The organism is Flavobacterium sp., assembly GCF_035299245.1.
Lineage (GTDB): Bacteria > Bacteroidota > Bacteroidia > Flavobacteriales > Flavobacteriaceae > Flavobacterium.
Genome location: NZ_DATGWY010000022.1, coordinates 235,687 through 253,492, shown reverse-complemented (window position 1 = coordinate 253,492; position 17,806 = coordinate 235,687). Strand labels below are relative to the sequence as shown.

Below are 17,806 nucleotides of genomic sequence, written 5' to 3'. Positions count from 1 at the left end.
CCGTTACAAAAGTACAAAGGATTTTTTGAAAATTTTGCAACTGCAGACACAAAACTTCTTTTGTAATTGTTTGCCACAGATTCACAGATTTTTTTTAGAATAAATCATATTTTAATCTGTGAATTAGTGGTAGAATTAACAGAATTCGTTAAGAAATCAATTGCCTTAGCCCAGATAGAAATGAAAAGCTTTTTGCAGGTGAAAACGAATTTTTGAAGCAAAAAAAAGCGACAGCAGAAGCTTTTGTTTGCGTGCAAAAATAGTTTGAGGCAAGAAAACTTGGAATGAATAGCTGGATTGGCTTCTAATTCAATGCAAAAGGAGCGTTCAATTTGAACGTAGGCACAATTACTTTGAACGATTTGGTGGTCGTGAAATTAATCATGTTAAAATGACCGCGCATGGCTCCGTGTGGAGAAGAAAGCAAACAACCCGAACTGTATTTGTGGGATTCGCCTGGTTTTAAAACGGGTTTTTTGCCGATTACACCTTCGCCATCAACCACTTCAAGATTGTTGAGCGAGTCGAAGATTTCCCAATGGCGTGAGTTGAGTTGAACCGAATCTTTACTGTGGTTTTCGATGGTGATTTCATAAGAAAAGGCAAAATGAATCTTGTAGTTTTTGAAGTAAGTGCCTTCAAAACTAGTACTAACAGAAATTTTTATGCCTCTTGTAATCTGAGAAACCATACTGAAACTTTTGGTAAAGTTACAAAATTAATGAAAATAGCAGTGTTATTTTGATGATAAATTAACACTAATTAATTATGTCTAACGAACTTGCGGTTCCTTTTCCGATGACTCTGTCGTACCGTTGATTGTTTTCGCGATAGTAGACAATAGCAAAATAATTGTTTTCGGTTTGGTAGAAATTACCATCGATGGCATTTTCTTCGTCTATTTTTTTGTTCTTATCTGCAATGATGTAACGGTAATTGGTAAAACCTTGTTTGATCATTAAGGCTTTCTCGAAAATGCCTTTTTTACTGTTGTATTCGAGTTTGTTTTCGTCGGTGAGCTCATAGTTGTTAAACATTCCTACTATGTAAATGTCTTTGTCTGCATAGAAAGTAGGTGCCGAAAGGCTGAAATATACCCAAGCATAATCGGATTCGATTTCGGGGTTTTCTGCATTCACATTGTTGACCAAAAAATTACCATTGATATCGGGCCAAAAAGTATAAGGTTGGTTGGCTCTTGCATTGTTAGTGTATAAATAACTGTTGTATAATCCGCCTTTAGAATCAACACGACCTATACTATTATTGGCGGCCATGATATTTTTATTTTCAAAAAACAAGTATTCGTTTCCACCCCAAAATTGAGTTTCAGTATCGTACTTGTAAATTAAATCGTTTCCAATAGTGTACATCGGTTTAATGTTGGTGATGCCTTGGTTGATTTTACCGTTTTGCATCAACAGTACTTTTACGTTTTGTAGTGGGCTTTGGAAGGTAATTGAAGCCGATTTAATGGCGAAATCTAAGTTGTGTTTTTTTTCAACTTGCCTAACATCTCGTGCTCTTTTGACTTGCATCGGAACGGAAACTAAGTCTTCAAACAGAATGAATTTTCGTGAAAAAACCACTTCTCTGTCGTCGTTTAAAATAGTAATCAGGTAATTGCCACTGACTTTCAATTGGGTAAATTGATTGGGAAATGCTAATTTGTAATGCGAATAAATTTGCAATGCATTGAATGAATTAGTATAGTTGATGATGCGCTGGTCGTCAAAACCAATTAAGTATTCATTTTTGGACAATTGCGATGGCTTCCAATCGTAATCACAATGAGTGATTTGGTAGAAATAGTCTTCTTCATCTCCGTGTAAATCGTCAAATTGTAGTTCAAAACGATCGCCTAAACGAAAAAGTGGAATGGCATTTTGTCCGCCTTGAACAAATGAAATCGTTTTGATGTGAAATGGAGGAACCGTTTCTTGAACTGCTTGAGCAAAGCTAAAGAAACTCAAAAGGATAATGCAAAAAGAGAGTAGTGTATTTTTCATACTATAAATAATACTATCAAAACGTTAAATGTACTAAAATAGTATGAACAAAAATTGTGCCCTAACTTTTTTTTAAGACAGCGTTAAAGTTAGTATAATAAAATAAGTTTTTTGTAGTTAATTACTTATGTTTATGCCACCTTAAAACTAATTTTATGAAAAAAATCAACTCATTATTGCTCTTTTTGCTTTCTGTTCCTTTTTCAATTCTGGCTCAAGATTTGAAAGGAACCGACGCTATTCCGTTTGATCCCAATGTTAAGACAGGGAAATTAAAGAACGGATTGACCTACTACATTAGAAAAAATTCGAAACCCGAAAACAAAGTTGATTTGCGTTTGGTCATCAATGCGGGTTCAATTTTAGAAACCGATCAACAACAAGGTTTGGCTCACTTTATGGAGCACATGTGTTTCAATGGAACCAAGCGTTTTCCAAAAAATCAGTTGGTTGATTATTTGCAAAGTATTGGTGTAAAATTTGGACAACACTTGAATGCTTACACCAGTTTTGATGAAACCGTATATTTTTTACCCATACCTTCAGACGATGCTGAAAAGTTAGAAAAAGGTTTTCAGATTATTGAAGATTGGGCTTTCAATGCCAACTTAACACCCGAAGAAATTGACAAAGAGCGTGGAGTTGTTTTGGAAGAATATCGATTAGGTCTTGGCGCAGACAAACGAATGATGGATCGTTTTATGCCTAAAATGATGTACAATTCACATTATGCCAATCGATTACCTATTGGAAAAAAAGAAATTCTAGAAAATTTCACTTATGATAAATTGACCGCTTTTTACAAAGATTGGTACCGACCAAATTTGATGAGCGTGATAGTAGTTGGTGATATTGATGTGGCTCAGATGGAGCAAAAAATCAAAGATCATTTCAGTACGTATCAAAATCCGAAGAACGAAAAGCCACGAAAATCGTTTGATGTTCCCAATCATAAAGAAACTTTTATTTGCATCGAAAGTGACAAAGAAGCTTCGGATGCAGGAGTTCAATTGTTGTACAAAGATGCAGGTTTGCCTAAAAAAACAGTGACTGTAAATGATTACAGAAACGACTTAGTAAAAGGTTTGTTTACCACTATGATTAACAATCGTTTGCAAGAGTTAACGAACACTCCGAATCCGCCCTTTGTATACGGATTTTCATATCATGGAGGAACTTTTGCTCGAACCAAAGAAGGCTATCAATCGTTTGCGATGGTTTCTGAGGATAAACAATTGGAAGCCTTAAAAGTATTGGTTACTGAAAATGAGAGAGCTAAGAAATTTGGATTTACACAAAGCGAATTAGATCGTGCTAAAGCTGATGTTTTGGCAAATTACGAGCAATCATTCAACGAAAAAGACAAAACCAATTCGGAGCGATTTGTGTCGGAGTACCAATCGTATTTCTTAGAAGGCGTTCCAGCACCAGGAATTGAATGGGAATTTAATATTACTAAAAAAATGTTGCCAACAGTTACTCTAAAAGAAACCAATGACTTAATCAAGAATTATGTTAAAGATGACAATAGAGTAATCATATTGACTGGACCCGAAAAAGAAGGATTGAAGAAAGTTTCTGAAGCCGAAGTGTTGCAAGCTTTGGATCTAAAAAATGCGGATGTTACTGCCTATAAAGAAACAGAAGTGGCTTCTAGTTTGTTGAAAAACAAAATAAAAGAAGGTTCGGTTGTGAAAAAAGAATCCAATGCAAAATTAGGATTTACTACTCTAACACTTTCCAACGGAGCCAAAGTAACCTACAAAAAAACCGATTTCAAAAACGACGAAATTTTGATGGAAGGAATCAGTTTTGGAGGTTCTAATTTGTATTCTAACGAAGACATGAAGAAAGTACAATTTGCTAATGGCGGATTGACTGAAGCTGGTTTTTCAGGTTTGAAGAAAAACGATATTGATAAATTCATGTCGGGTAAAATTGCCAATGTGAATCCGTATATTAGTAATGTAACTGAAGGTTTGAGAGGAAGCACAACTCCAAAAGACTTAGAGTACTTATTTCAAATGACGCATGCTTACATGACTGATTTGAATTTTGACAAAGAAGCATTCGAAGGTTACAAACAAAAACAATCGGCTTTTTTCAAAAATTTATCGTCGCAACCAAGTGTGTATTTCCAACAAGAATTTTATGGTTATTTGATGAAAGACAATCCGCGTTTCAATGGAATTTTCCCTGATGAAAAGGCTTGGTCAGCTACCGATTATGAATTGGCTTATAATAAATACAAAGAGCGTTTTGCTAATGCAGGAGATTTTGAGTTCTTCTTTGTTGGAAACGTAGACGACAAGCAAATGGAAGATTTTTCAGCTAAATACATCGCTTCAATTCCGTCTTCTCAAACCAAAGAACAACCAATTGATTTAGGCTACAGAATGTTGAAAGGCGATTTAAAAAAAGTAGTAAACAAAGGCTCGGATCCAAAAAGTAGTGTGACGATAATGTATTATGGAGATGCCACTTATTCGGCAAAAGAAGCTCTTGCAATTCAAGCATTAGGAGAAATATTGACCATCAAATTGGTGGAAGAATTGAGAGAGAATGAAAGTGGAGTATACGGAGTTTCTGCTAGAGGAAGTATGAACAAAGTGCCAAATGGAGCTTATAATTTTACTATTGGTTTCCCATGCGGACCAGAAAATGCCGAAAAATTGACTGCTTCAGCATTGAATGAATTGCAAAAAATTATTGATGAAGGTCCACAAGAAAAAGACCTTATCAAGTTCAAAGAAGGAGAAATTCTAGATTTCAAAAAAGAAAGTAAAGAGAATAAATTTTGGTTGAGTAATTTCACAAAATCCTATGTTAGTGGAGTTCCTGTTGAAGATGTGTTACAATTTGAAGACAAAGTAAATGCACTTACTGCCAAAGAAATTCAAGAAGTAGCTAAAAAATACCTAACAAAAGACAAAACGATAGGTATTTTGATGCCAGAATAATTTTTTTTAAACAATTCAAATTAAAAAGTCTACTGTAAAAGGTAGACTTTTTTGTTTATACCGATTATGTATTCAATATAGTCTAATAAAATTAGACTATTTTCATGCTATATCGGCATTACACCAGAAAACAACGGACTAATTCACAATTATAATTGGTTTTACATCATTTTACCTTCTTTGGTGTATTCTTTTTTTATGCCTTGAAGAAGATGATTTAGGTTTATAGACTTGTTGTTGTGTTCTAAGGTTTTTAAACAAGCATATTGAATGATGTTGACAATATTGGCTCCGGTAATTTCGTATTTTTTAGAAAGCTCTTTTAGGTTAACATCTTCGGCAATGCTGATGTTTTTGGGCAAATTATTTTCCCAAAGCTGAAGTCGTTCACTGAAAGAAGGAACTTCAAACTCGATAATCGATTGGAATCTTCGGGTGAAAGCGGTATCGATATTGGTTTTAAAATTGGATGCTAAAATGACCAAACCTGGATGGTTTTCAATGCGTTGAAGCAGGTAGGAAACTTCTTGATTGGCGTATTTGTCGTGAGCATCTCTAACATTGGTTCTTTTTCCAAATATGGCATCGGCTTCATCAAAAAAGAGAATCCAATCTTTGTCGGCCGCTTTATCAAAAAGAGAGGATAGGTTTTTTTCAGTTTCACCAATGTATTTTGAAATCACCATAGACAAATCAATTCGGTATACGTCTCTATTAGTGTATTTTCCAAGAAGTGAAGCGGTGAGTGTTTTTCCGGTTCCGGGTGCGCCATAAAACATCACTCTGTAACCGGGTTTTATTTTAGATTTCATGTTCCAGTCGTGAAGCAAAGTGTCATTGAACTTTAACCACGTCTCAATTTCTTTGATGTGATTTAAGGTAGTTGAATTGAGCACCAAATCGTCCCATACTAAATCAGTTTCAATTAATTGAGCAGGAAAAACACTACTGAGTTGCGGTTTTAAAATTTTTCCGGTGATGAATTTTTCGATGTATTCCTCTTCTAAAATGAGTAAACCACTCAATTTAGGTTCGCCAAAAGATACAGCGTCTATTCTAATAATTCCTTTTTGGTACAACCAAGAGTGATTGTGAAGATAAGTGTAGAATGAAATTCGAGCATCAAGATCATTTCCTGCAATCAGGAACTGAGCGGTTTCGCCAGTGGGTAAAATACCTCTATGGTTTTTACTTTTTATTCCGCCAAATTCGGGTAATTCTCCACCATTGGGTAAGTATTCGGCAATAATCGAACTCAAAAAATCGGGTTTTACATGAGGAACAAGAGCCAAAGCCAATACTATAACATCGGTTTCAGAAAGACGGTTTTCAATGATGAATTCACCCACAAAAGTATTCGTATCAAGTTGAGAAAATACAGGTTTTTCTGTAGGGTTTTCCGACTGAAAAAGAGCGTCAAGTTGAAAGTTGAATTGGGCTTTGAGGTAGTTTAAAATGTAATTCATATTACTAAGAATCAATTAATAACTTCTTAAATAAATAATCATAGTGTTTTTGACATTTAAATCGATGGTATCGTCTATATAAGTAACTACAGAGAGTCGGTATAATTCTTTAAATGTCCAAGCATATGATTTATAATTTTGATAGGGCAAATTGAATGTTTCATCAGTCGTATTTATCGATGGGGAATGATCGAAAATAGTTGTAAAATGATCAATTATTTTATCTAAGGTTTGGAGAAAAGCCTCAGAATACTTTTGGATTTTATTATTCTCTAATTCTGAAGTAAACTCTATATAATCAGTTCCTCCCTGTTTTTTCCAGTAAAAATCAGGATAGCTTATGAAAAACAACTTGATTTCGGTTACTTTATTTGAACTTTCTAAGAAATTATAGTATACCAAAATTTCTTCCATTTCACCAATTTCATAGAAATAACTCAAAAAAGGATTATTGTACCGTTTTTCTTCAGTAGGCGTACCTTCAATTTTTAGTACTTCACTGATATCATCACCAATTTTAATTTTTCTGAAATGGATATCACTCGTTTTGATGATTTCATCAAATAAATTCCTGTTTTCCATTTTATTTAATTTGAGTTAATAGCTTCTTTGCTTTTGCAGAAAAGGGATTTTTTGATTGAGATAACCCTGATAAAAGATCGATTCCTTTTTGTTTAGTAGTCTCTTTTTGTATATAAATACTACCGAGATAATAAATTGCCTTTAGATTGTTTGCATCATTCTCTAAAACATATTCAAGTTCTGTAGTTGCTTCGTTTTCTTTTTCATTTCCTAATAAAACGACCGCTTTATTGATTCTCACATTGAAATTTTTAGGATTATTCTTTATTACTTCATTCCAATAGTTCAATGACATTTGTAAATCATTGTATGTCATGCTTATAGCGCCAGCAAGTTCTAGCGAATTTTCCCACGTATTGTGATGCTCAATGCTGGTTTCAATAGCTTGCCTCGCCAAATCAAAGTTACGATTTTTAAAATGGATATAAGCAGTATAATACCAAACTTCATGCTCCATTTTTTGTTGTTGACTGGCCAATGAAAGCACATTTAATGCATCTTGATACCACTCTTTTTGAATGAAATTTTTTGCTAACTGAATCTTAAAAGACACATCTATGCTTACTTGACTCACTACAGTAGATAGTGCTTCAATTGCTTTGTCTATCTGATTAGTGAATTCATATAATGAAATTAGGCTTTTCCATGTTACAGAGTTTTCTTTGTCTATAGTAAGGCTGATTTTATAATATTTTTCTGCATCTGAATACCTATTTTGATATACTAAACTATGCCCAAGATTAAGTGCATAAGTGGCATTATTATTTTGATTATAAGCTTTTTGAAAAACGTATTCAGCTTCTTTAAATTTTTCCTCTTGAAGGTACAGAAGACCTAAATTATTTAATGTAGTAGCATTATTAGAATCTATAGTCAGAACTTTTAAATAGTCTATTTTAGCCTTTTCGTAATCCTTATTCAAGAAGTTTATTACACCTTGGTTGTTTATTTTTTTTATATCTGCAGTCATAATAAAATTACATTTATAGTTAATCAAAAATATCATCTTTAATATCAGAAGCTAGGTTTTTAGCCATGTCAATCACATCCAATTCAGGGTATATGACTTCAAGGTCATCAAACGAAATATCAAAAGGTTCACCTTCTTGATAATGAATTGGGAATATTAGTCCGAACTGAATATCGGGTCCCCAACTGAAAGAGGCTAGATTATGTCGCCAAGTTTCAGAAATAGAGAACCATCCAATTCCTAGACTGGCACGAGCAAAGGCATTGACATCAAAAGTGAATTTTGGGTTTACGGTGATATGACCTTCGGCATCTAATGTTAATCCTGTTTGAGGGCTCCAATTTACATCAACTGAAGCGCCAGCTTCACCTTCAAGGCCTAATGTTCCAGCCAATTCTATTCCACCCGACAAACTCGCTATACCAATACTTAATCCCAAACCTAAATCACCACGAAGTGTCAGTCCAGCATCGGCAGGAATTACAAATTCACCATGTCCGGCAACTGTAGTTTCTTCTTCATGCTCTGGATTATAGGTAATTTCTGCAGATAAATTTCGCAATTGACCCGGTCCGAATCCAGCAGTAAAATCTAACCCACCACTTGCTTGTGCTACTAATCCGAGGCTTCGAGGCCCGAGAGGAATTGCAAATAGTGGAATTTCGATAGTTGGTACAGTAAATAAATTTCGATCAAATTGTTTACGAGGGAATACATCATATGTATCTGTTGCTAATCTGGCGGTTACTTCCATCTCGCCATTTGGAAGAAATTTAACTCCTGCTGTTGCAGCCAACCAAGGCGTTAACTGAAGAGTCAGTGTTCCTCCGCCGTACACTCTCATTGTATCATCTGGCTCGCCTGTTGGTTGCCCATCTTCACCAATAGTTCTATTTGTTGCCCCAACATTTACTGAGCCACTCAACATTCCTCTAGTGTAATCGGCTGAACCCGCTAATGTCAAGGCTCCATTATCATAAGTTACTGTTAGTGAAGAGTTGATTCCGGGAATATTTGGTTGTGCAGTTCCAGATACTCTTACATTATATCCTTCATCTCCATTTTGTTTTGAAACGGTAGCAGAAACAGTGCCACCTCTTATTCCAGGAATATCATTACGCAATTGAAATTCACCACCAATCGAAAATCCTTCATTGCTGTAAGTTGCCTGCATATTTCCACGTTGAATTCCTGGAATATCTAACTCTGCGTCACCAGAAGCAGAAAATGTATTTTCACTGTAACTGGCAGTAATGGTTGCTCTTTTTACTCCTCTTACTTTTCCTTCCGGAATACCTACAGTTCCTCCAATAGTAAATATTTCATTGGCATAGCTTACTTCAATTGATGCTGGATCAAACAATTGTGAATCAAAATTGAAACCACCTGCTAAGGCAAAACCACTCTCGGTTGTGACGCTTCCGCGTAAGAATCCATCTCCGACACTTTGGATTTTGAAATTCATTTCTCCTGTTAATCCAAATCCAGATGTTCCTGCAAAAACTTCCAATGAAGTATTAGTGATTTCAAAAGGTGCAGGGAAATTGAAATCGCTTTTTTGAAATAATTTTCTGATTCGTGCACCCGTTTCATCAATTACAACTTCAATATTCGCGTTTCCAATTAAAGGAACAGTTGGTGCAATTGTACCTGTTGCACTTAAGCCGATGTCGTCATCTAAACTAGCCTGATTAAGTGTTATTGGACTCATGTGCTTGAATTCAAGAGCATGGAGGCAAGCCTGTAAAACAGAACTTGGTTCGATGTATCCTCCATAGGAAACTCCCGCCATAGGTCTGATGGTAAAAGCTAAATTGGTTTTTTCTCTGATCATACCTGTAGATCCAGGAAATGCGGTACAAATTATTGATCCCGAACCACCAAAATTACCATCACCCGATGTTGAATTGTAAATAATTGTATTTACTACTAAACCAGCTCCGCCTCTCTTTCCTAACCGTATACTGAGTCCATCTTTTCTACCTGCAGTTCTTGATTGTTCATCCCAAGGAACCTTAATAGGAAGACCACCAGTTAAATTAGTATAAAAAATTAATTCATCTGGGCTGCCTCTTAATCCTGCTGCATCAACTTCTGCTTCCGTTAAGAATTTTAATCCTGCTAAGTGTTGACCTTGTTTAATTTGTTCCAGATCCCAATTTACATTTGGATCACCGGCAACTTCAATTGATCGATCGGCTATTACTCCGTTTTCTACTACGATTTCGTAATTTTCCTTAACGGCATCTGCACTTTCGGGAGGATCTATTAAACTGCTACGACCTAAAGAAAGTAATTCTTCAATGGTCTGATTCTTCTTAATGTTAATATTGGATCCTGAAGATCGGTTTGCAGAAGATTCCAACATCCACATATTATTAGTGTCAACTTCGCCTCCACCCAGCTGTATTTCTTGTTTATGATCTACATCATGAGGTTTAAATTCGCCGTTTGCTGTCCAATATGGTCTTGAAGCTCTTCTTTTTATAGCGTCGATACTTCCGAAAATCACACCTGCATCTCCAGCGGTAGGGCCAGTCGCGGCTCTTCTCCCTGTTCCGCCTTTCAAACTGAGATAAAATATTTGTTCACCATTAAAACGTAGGTTGGGTGCGTTTTGTGAAGCAGCATAGTCTGTAAAACGCGATGTAAAAGCACTACCACTCATAGCCGCTGTTTCCCATGCTGGAATATGATTGTCGTTTCTTGGAAATCCTCCTTTTGGGATTACAAATCGCGAGGATGGACCAAAAGTTGCTTTAAAGGAAGGAACTTTTAAATTAGGTATGGTGACTATTTTTGAAGTTGTATTGATGGATCCTTTTCGATCTGGATTAACATACTCACTACTAGGTGTTGGTGCCGCAACAGTTGGTGTGGGAGTTTCTGTTTTCTGAATCATTTTGGGCTGAACCGTACTTGCGCCTTGTTGAACCGTATGTGTTAATTCGTGGGCCAATAGATGTTTCCCGTCTTTTGAATTTGGATTGTATTTTCCTTCATTGAAATAAATGTCATTTCCACTTGCAAATGCTTGTGAACCTAACTCTTTATTCATTTGAACAGCATTTGAATCGTTGTGAATTTTAACGTTACTGAAATCGGCACCAAATCCGGATTCCATTTCGTTTTTTACTGATCCAGATAAAGAAGATCCACCGCCTTTGCTACTGTTTAAGTTACTTTCCAAATTAGAAGTGTCAGAAGGATTGGCATCGGCACCTGCGCTCATTTGAAGTTCTTTTTCCTCTTCTTTTCCTTGAATTTCTTCTTCTTCATTGGTTTGTACCTCCTCTTCGGTTTTCTTCTGTTGAATCAATGGTTTTGCAGCTACGGTTTTTTCTGCCGAATTATTTTTTTCTGGAGTAATTACTTCGGTTTTATTTTGAATGGTTTCTTCTTTTTCAGTTTTTAACTGAACAACAGGAGTGATGTTTTCGGCTAATGATTTTTCTTGAACAACATTTTCAGTCTCTTCCTGTTTTTGAATTTCATTGGCTCTTTTTTGAATTAAAGGAGAAGGACTAAAGAATGATTCAGGGGTGTTTTTTGGTGTATTAGAAATTATTTTGTCGGCAACGCTATCGGCTTCGGCTTCGTATTTATCATTTGATTTTCCGATGTTGAGTTTTGCTTGTACACCAAAAAAATCCTCATTTTTACTCGAAATTGAGGGTGAAGAATGGGAAGGGTTTGGGTTTTTTGAAAACGCACTCATTGTTATTGGATAAAATATAGAAAATTTGATTAAAGTTAAAACACAGAAATAGTCGCTTTAATTATTGCATTACAATAACTTGGAACTGTCAATGTTATTTCGTGCATGCCAATACTAATCCCAGGTATTGATACTACTGTTGTTGTGTCTTTGCCAAATTTTGGGTTTACTGTACCTCTATTGATGCCGTCAACAACTATCTCAAAAGCATTACAGCCTCCTACATCGCTATTGTCGTGCAGATCTCGTGATTTGATTATAATGTCGTTTTTACAACCGCTTTCGGTAAAGAATTTTGTAGACATCTGACTAGGAAATGTCCCGCTTTTGACCACTACGGGCTTTTTCTTAGAACATTTTTTCGGCTTTTTCTTGTCTTTTTTACCTCCACCACCTTGTTTTCCTGCATGAATATCATCTAAAAGACCCATAGTTTCGCCTCCAACAATGCCATCATAGGCTAGATCATAAGTGTCCTGAAAATCCAACACAGCTTGCTTGGTTTCGTTTCCAAAAACCCCATCGGCACCATATTGTGGAAGTGTAAAGCCCAAATCTTCGAGTCCTGCCTGAATTTTTGAAACACAAGGACCGCTTTGACCATTCCCAACTAATCTTTGGTTGTCATGAACTTGTTCTAATATTGAATTTCCCTGAAAACGAGGTGCTTCCAAATTTTCTGAACCATTTTCATAGTCATTTCCAACCGTAGATTTCTGTACCATTCCCGATTTCTGTTTGGCTCCATTTTGCTGAATAGTATGCGTTAATTCGTGAGCCAACAAATGTTTTCCTTCTTTAGAATTGGGGTTGTATTTGCCTTTATTGAAGTAGACATCATTACCATTGGTAAATGCCTGAGCACCTAACTCTTGGCTCATTTGAACGGCATTGCTATCTGTATGGACTTTTACATCGCTGAAATCGGCACCAAAACCTGATTCCATTTCATTCTTGGTTTTCTTGTCTAAACCTTTACCTCCACCTTTGGAACTGTTTAATTTTCCTTCTAACTCATTTTCTTGAGATTCTTTATTTGAATTTTCTTCTTTCTTTTGAACAGGCTTTTCCTCCTCTTTCACCTCTTTTTTCTGAACCTTTTCCTCTTTTTCACAGTCGGCGCATTTGGCTTGAATCGGTTCTTCTTTTTCTTCTTTCTTCTGAACTGGTTCTTCTTCCTTTTTTTCCTCTTTCTTTTGAACTGGTTTTTCTTCCTCTTTTTCCTTTTTCTGAATCGGCCCTTTTTCTTCTTCTTTTTCCTTTTTCTGAATCGGCTCTTTTTCTTCTTCTTTTTTCTGAACTTTTTCCTCTTTTTCGTCTGATTTTTTTTGTACTGGTTCTTCTTCTTTCATTTCTTTACTTTGAACGGAAGAAATAGTTTCGGAAATCGGTTTTTGTTGTACTTCTTCTTCCGATTTTGATTGCAAAAGAGCGCCTGATGAATTGTTGTTCACCACTTTATCGGCCACTTTATCGGCTTCTACCTCAAATTGATCGCCGGGAGTTCCTGTTTTTAGTTTCTTTTGAATTTTTGGGCTAAAGAAACTGGAATTAGAACTACTTGAGGTGTTTTTTTTACGTTGTTCGAATGCTCTCATACGCTTTATTTTTTACCATTGGGTATACATTAATTTTTCCATCCATGGGATTTTAACTATGTTGATGTTCCACGGAATTTTTTCTAATAAAAGATCTTGTGTTTTTCGTTCAATCGTTAATTTTGGATTGGATTCGCTACAGTCTAATTTGCCTTCTCTTTGCAAAAACTCACTTCTTAAAACATCAATGGAAGTATTTTTTAAAACAGACCAATGTTGTACAACTGCTAGCAGCATTTCTTCTACATTTTGTTTGTGTTTTTCTTCTATCTTGATTTCTCTTTTGATGGATTGTAATAGTGGAATTCCGCATAAGAATTTCTCAAAAAGCATGGTGTGTTCAAAGTCATTTTCCCTTTTTGTAGCTGCATAATGTAAAATATGAGCGGCCAATTCTTTGTTTACAATGATGTTATTCTCACTCAGAAGATCACAACTTTTAAGCAATTGTTTTAGAAAGGGATGAAGAATAATTAAACCTGCATTTTCGACATAGATTGATTTGTATTGATTTTCGTTGAAATTATAACTGCTTGCTTCAGAATTCGTATTGATTTCATCGGAGAAATTTTGCTGATTTGATTCCGTTTGAGAAGAAGTACTTGTTAATTCAATTAAATTTTGGTCTTCTTTAAAGTTTGAATTAGGCTCTTTTATTTCAAAATCTAACTGTTTTTCATCATCGTTTTCTCTCGACTTTATTCTTGATTTTTCCTCTGATTTTTTTTGGATAAGTTGATTTTTGTAGGTTGCAAAACATTCGTCTTCGTCTAAATCAATCAGTACTAATGATTTTAAGTTTTGAATAAAAACGGGAAAGGTTATTTTACTGGATTGAAAAAGAGAGGAATAGCGATGATACAATTGAACGATGGAAATTGATTTGCCTTCATTCAACAATTCAAAAATGGCTTGCCAAAAAGATTTTTTATATTCGAATGATTGGTTATTAATCAATTTTAACAAGCTATTTTTTGCTATTTTTTCCTCATTAATGACTGTTTTTGAAAGACTTGCTATTACAACTGCTAAAGTGGTATTTGAAAATTGATTGATGACTCTTTCTTGTATCTTTCTCTGTTGAATTAATTTTCGAAATGAGTTTTTGAAATTCAGTTTTTGTAGTTCGATTGTATTGATTTTTTCAAGATTATTGAACTCGTCATTTTTTCCAATCCACCATGGCATTGCTCCATATTCCATAAAATAGAGAAGCGTTTTGATTTGTTTTTCTTCGGATGAAATAGTGTTAAAAATAATGCTGTTTTCTTCTGATGAAATTGAATTACTTTTCAATTCATTTATTGTTTTATCGATCTCTTTTTCAATCTGATTTTTGAACTCGATTTTTGTACTACTATTGGAGAAAATTGAGGTATTTTTTTCTGCATTAATTTGAATGGAGAGTTCTAATTTTTCAATTTGAATTATTTGATCATCAGTGTTTTCAATCAAGTTAAATTGCTTTTCTAAAATAGGAACCAACTCGTTTTTTATAAACATAGCCATGTTGTTTTTTATAGAATTAGCCATCTGCATAGAGTGGGTGTCTATTTCTAAAAAAACTTTTTGAATACTATGTTTATTTTTTGTCATTTTTATTTGGAGGTATTATTTTTTTTACTATCTTTGGTATGTCCCGTGTGGGAATACTGGGTTTGTGTTCTGTTGTTTTCTTGTGTTTGCGTCGTGTGGTACAGTGATGTATCTTTTAAATCTCGTCTCTTTCATTTGGTCTCAATGGTTTTCGCCCCTTAAAAGCTCCAGACTTGCTAGCTTATTTTGGTCTGGAGCTTTTACATTTTATTAAGGTATCTTAATGAAATTACCTTCTACAGGTTTCTGAAAATAAAACTCCGCTTTTTTAGAATACAAACTAATCACACCAGCCAGTTGATTGATGTTGATAGTAACATTATTATTAATGTGAATCATGTATTTACTGATTCGATCTTCGTTGTGTAATTTTTTTCGAAGTTTAATAAAAAGCACCACATCGTCATTAGTATTGTTGATGTTGGCATTGTAATAATTGTACATTGTACTGTTTACCCAGTTTCCGTTGGTCCAATCGCCTCCAACATACACATCGGTGAGTCTGCTGTCTGCTGCTAGCAAGGCATCTGCAATTTCCTGAAGTTCTTGTCCAACCGTTTTATTTGGAACTGTACTAGGAATACTGTTGAAATGACTGAATTGTGTAATGAATCGTTGGAAACCCGATGTAATTTCGTGATTTATTAATCGTTTTCTAAGTGTTTCCCATTTTCTCCAATCTTCATCAAAACGTCCAAAGTTGTCATCGTCTTTATTTATAGGATCGTAATTACTGTGTATTTTTCTATACACGTCTTGATTATGAGCATTAATTATTGAGCATGTTATTCCAGCGGCACGGTATGTTTTTCCGTTTCTAGTAACACCAGTTTCAGTAAATTTATAAACTGGACTCGTATTTTTAAGAGTAATGTCTTGTACTTCAAATTCAAACTTATCTTTATCCAATTTCATGATTTTGAGTTTTTTCTCTTCTTCAATAAAATCAAATAAAAGTCCGGTTGGAAATTGATTATTCAACGTTTCCATTACCACATGAAGTCTTCTCAAAAATACATCTGCCAATGGAATTCTAACAATTACTGGACTCGAAATCAAGTTCACTCCGTTGATGCTGTACTTTCTCACGTTTAATATGTAATGAGTAGGCATCGCTTTTATATTGCTTTGAGTTCCTTTTAAGCTTCGTGATAAATTGTTGATGTATTTCAACGAGCTGATCCATGGATAAAGACATTCAGTGATTGTACAACATCCTAATCCGCTGTCAGGATTTATTTTTCCGTCGATGGCAAAATCGGTGATGAACGTTGCTCCTAATTTTAGCAAAAGTAATGTTCCTCCTTTTTTTACACCCGCTTTATGTTCAAATCCATAATTGGTATTGAACATGATTTTTAAGTCGGCTGCATTTTCAACAATATCCATAATGTAATAGTCAAAATCCAATCCGTGTTCGATGCGTTTAGAATTCAGATGGTTTTTTACATCATCAACACTATCATTCAAATAACCTTCAATTCGGTAAAAATCATAGTCATCAGTACAATAGTTCAGTGGTGTTTTGATGTAATCATTATCCACTAAATTATCAATATGATAACTAAAATTGGTAGGATGAACATAGAGATTACTTTTTTCAAAATCCCAGGCATGTAATAAATTGTCGGTCACATTGTAATAGTAAGGAACTGATTTTGATCCTAATTTTCCCAATGCTTTTGAAGGCGTAATTTTAATTTGAGAAGCCGTTACCTGAAAATTATCCAAAATGATTCGGAGTCTTCGTACCAAACTTTCAAAATGGTTGAAGGTTTTATTTTGTTGGTCTAAAATCGGAGCTTTATAAAATTGATGTCTGTACGCTATGAATCGGTTGCTGTCTTCGACTAAACCCAATAGTAAGTGTTTTGGAAATGAGTCAATTGGCGGGTTGCATTCTGATTTCAATTGGATGAAAGCATCTTTCAATTCTTTATAGGTAGCTACTACATCTTTCAATAAATCATAGCGATAATGAATTTCATTTGGAATGCTAGCAGGATTGATGGTAAAGAGTAAATTGATACGGTTGGTAATGGCCAAAAGATCGGTGTCGTAACCAAACGTCGACAAAAGTGTCGTTAAATTGGTTATTAAATCGGCTCTGAAAGTGGCGTCATTCACTACAGTATTAAAAAGTTGTCTGATTTGAGTTTCGGTAGAAGTAGAATTGAAAGTAGGAACCACTTTTTTAACACCTAATTCTTCCAATGAGCTGTACTGTTCAAAAACATCGTATTTGTTGAACAACTTATCTCTTTCTGGGTTGTCATTTTTTCCAATGATAACATCGGCAATTTCTTGACTAACAACTAAAACTCTGAGATTGAAAATTTCCTCTCCACCTTTATTAGAACAATCAATTTCATCGCACAAAGAAGCATCTTTAGTGTAATGTTCGAGGTACAAAAGAACCACATGCTCTTTTAAATTATCAAAATCGGTCAATAAAGATTCGCCACTATCCAAAGGAGTTCCAGCGGTTTTTTCGGGCAACAATTCCCACATAGTAAGCATTTCATTACTATTATTTAGAAAATGAGCATAGTTGGCTTTATCGTTGTCAAATAGTTTGTACGATTTGTAATCAATTTTTGGGAAATCGATGGAAAACAGCTTTTGTTTGAGCGCTGTAGCCAACGGTTTGTTGGTTTCCTTTTTGAGTTTGATCAAGTCGCCGTCGGTTGTAATTCCGGTTCCTTGAGTTATAGTCACAGTATCGTAATCGGCATTGGTAGAAACTTGAAATCCGCAAGCAATTCCGGTTCCTGTTAGATACACGTTTTGCAATCTATTTTGGTCATCAAAGTAATCAATAGTCTCGTTGAGCTGATAGTGAGTTAACACCTGATCTTCTACGTAACTATGATAGTGTCCTGTAATGGTGGTAAGTTTTGTTGCCAT

At 35.0% G+C, this 17,806-nt stretch carries 10 protein-coding genes; 1 reads left to right on the top strand and 9 read right to left on the bottom strand.

Annotation, left to right across the window (positions count from 1 at the left end; all coding sequences use genetic code 11):
• Positions 1 to 304: 304 nt before the first annotated feature.
• Together apaG and VK161_RS14745 are read right to left on the bottom strand one after the other, a co-directional pair.
• Positions 305 to 691, bottom strand: a complete 387-nt coding sequence (gene apaG, locus VK161_RS14750) for a Co2+/Mg2+ efflux protein ApaG (protein ID WP_324215559.1) — start codon at positions 689 to 691, stop codon at positions 305 to 307.
• A 67-nt stretch (positions 692 to 758) separates the two neighbouring features.
• Positions 759 to 2,009, bottom strand: coding sequence for a DUF5103 domain-containing protein (locus tag VK161_RS14745; RefSeq protein WP_324215558.1), 1,251 nt, complete (start codon positions 2,007 to 2,009; stop codon positions 759 to 761).
• Positions 2,010 to 2,164: 155 nt separating this feature from the next.
• On the opposite strand from VK161_RS14745, the gene VK161_RS14740 reads away from it, so the two are divergent.
• Entirely contained in the window at positions 2,165 to 4,969 is a 2,805-nt protein-coding gene (locus VK161_RS14740; RefSeq protein WP_324215557.1) for a M16 family metallopeptidase, read from the top strand.
• A gap of 161 nt (positions 4,970 to 5,130) precedes the next feature.
• Here the strand turns inward: VK161_RS14740 and VK161_RS14735 are convergent, their stop codons facing one another.
• The 7 genes from VK161_RS14735 to VK161_RS14705 all read right to left on the bottom strand — a co-directional run bounded on the left by VK161_RS14735 (position 5,131) and on the right by VK161_RS14705 (position 17,806).
• Positions 5,131 to 6,435, bottom strand: a complete 1,305-nt coding sequence (locus tag VK161_RS14735) for an ATP-binding protein (RefSeq protein ID WP_324215556.1) — start codon at positions 6,433 to 6,435, stop codon at positions 5,131 to 5,133.
• A 15-nt stretch (positions 6,436 to 6,450) separates the two neighbouring features.
• Positions 6,451 to 7,017 carry a hypothetical protein gene (locus VK161_RS14730; protein WP_324215555.1) on the bottom strand — a complete coding sequence of 189 codons (567 nt, stop codon included), beginning with the start codon at positions 7,015 to 7,017 and terminating at the stop codon, positions 6,451 to 6,453.
• A gap of 1 nt (position 7,018) precedes the next feature.
• The gene (locus VK161_RS14725) at positions 7,019 to 7,987 is read right to left on the bottom strand and encodes a tetratricopeptide repeat protein (protein ID WP_324215554.1); all 969 of its coding nucleotides are present in this window, start codon (positions 7,985 to 7,987) and stop codon (positions 7,019 to 7,021) included.
• Between the two features lie 19 nt (positions 7,988 to 8,006).
• Complete coding sequence (locus VK161_RS14720; protein ID WP_324215553.1) at positions 8,007 to 11,705, bottom strand: DUF4157 domain-containing protein; 3,699 nt, start codon at positions 11,703 to 11,705, stop codon at positions 8,007 to 8,009.
• A gap of 35 nt (positions 11,706 to 11,740) precedes the next feature.
• Positions 11,741 to 13,303 carry an eCIS core domain-containing protein gene (locus tag VK161_RS14715; protein ID WP_324215552.1) on the bottom strand — a complete coding sequence of 521 codons (1,563 nt, stop codon included), beginning with the start codon at positions 13,301 to 13,303 and terminating at the stop codon, positions 11,741 to 11,743.
• A 12-nt stretch (positions 13,304 to 13,315) separates the two neighbouring features.
• Positions 13,316 to 14,899: a contractile injection system tape measure protein gene (locus VK161_RS14710; RefSeq protein ID WP_324215551.1), complete on the bottom strand. Its 1,584-nt coding sequence runs from the start codon at positions 14,897 to 14,899 to the stop codon at positions 13,316 to 13,318.
• A gap of 210 nt (positions 14,900 to 15,109) precedes the next feature.
• Positions 15,110 to 17,806 carry a hypothetical protein gene (locus tag VK161_RS14705; protein ID WP_324215550.1) on the bottom strand — a complete coding sequence of 899 codons (2,697 nt, stop codon included), beginning with the start codon at positions 17,804 to 17,806 and terminating at the stop codon, positions 15,110 to 15,112.

Excerpts from the sequence above, each read along its gene's own strand:
- apaG (WP_324215559.1), bottom strand. The coding sequence starts at position 691 with ATGGTTTCTCAGATTACAAGAGGCATAAAAATTTCTGTTAGTACTAGT.
- VK161_RS14745 (WP_324215558.1), bottom strand. The coding sequence starts at position 2,009 with ATGAAAAATACACTACTCTCTTTTTGCATTATCCTTTTGAGTTTCTTT.
- VK161_RS14740 (WP_324215557.1), top strand. The coding sequence starts at position 2,165 with ATGAAAAAAATCAACTCATTATTGCTCTTTTTGCTTTCTGTTCCTTTT.
- VK161_RS14735 (WP_324215556.1), bottom strand. The coding sequence starts at position 6,435 with ATGAATTACATTTTAAACTACCTCAAAGCCCAATTCAACTTTCAACTT.
- VK161_RS14730 (WP_324215555.1), bottom strand. The coding sequence starts at position 7,017 with ATGGAAAACAGGAATTTATTTGATGAAATCATCAAAACGAGTGATATC.
- VK161_RS14725 (WP_324215554.1), bottom strand. The coding sequence starts at position 7,987 with ATGACTGCAGATATAAAAAAAATAAACAACCAAGGTGTAATAAACTTC.
- VK161_RS14720 (WP_324215553.1), bottom strand. The coding sequence starts at position 11,705 with ATGAGTGCGTTTTCAAAAAACCCAAACCCTTCCCATTCTTCACCCTCA.
- VK161_RS14715 (WP_324215552.1), bottom strand. The coding sequence starts at position 13,303 with ATGAGAGCATTCGAACAACGTAAAAAAAACACCTCAAGTAGTTCTAAT.
- VK161_RS14710 (WP_324215551.1), bottom strand. The coding sequence starts at position 14,899 with ATGACAAAAAATAAACATAGTATTCAAAAAGTTTTTTTAGAAATAGAC.
- VK161_RS14705 (WP_324215550.1), bottom strand. The coding sequence starts at position 17,806 with ATGGCAACAAAACTTACCACCATTACAGGACACTATCATAGTTACGTA.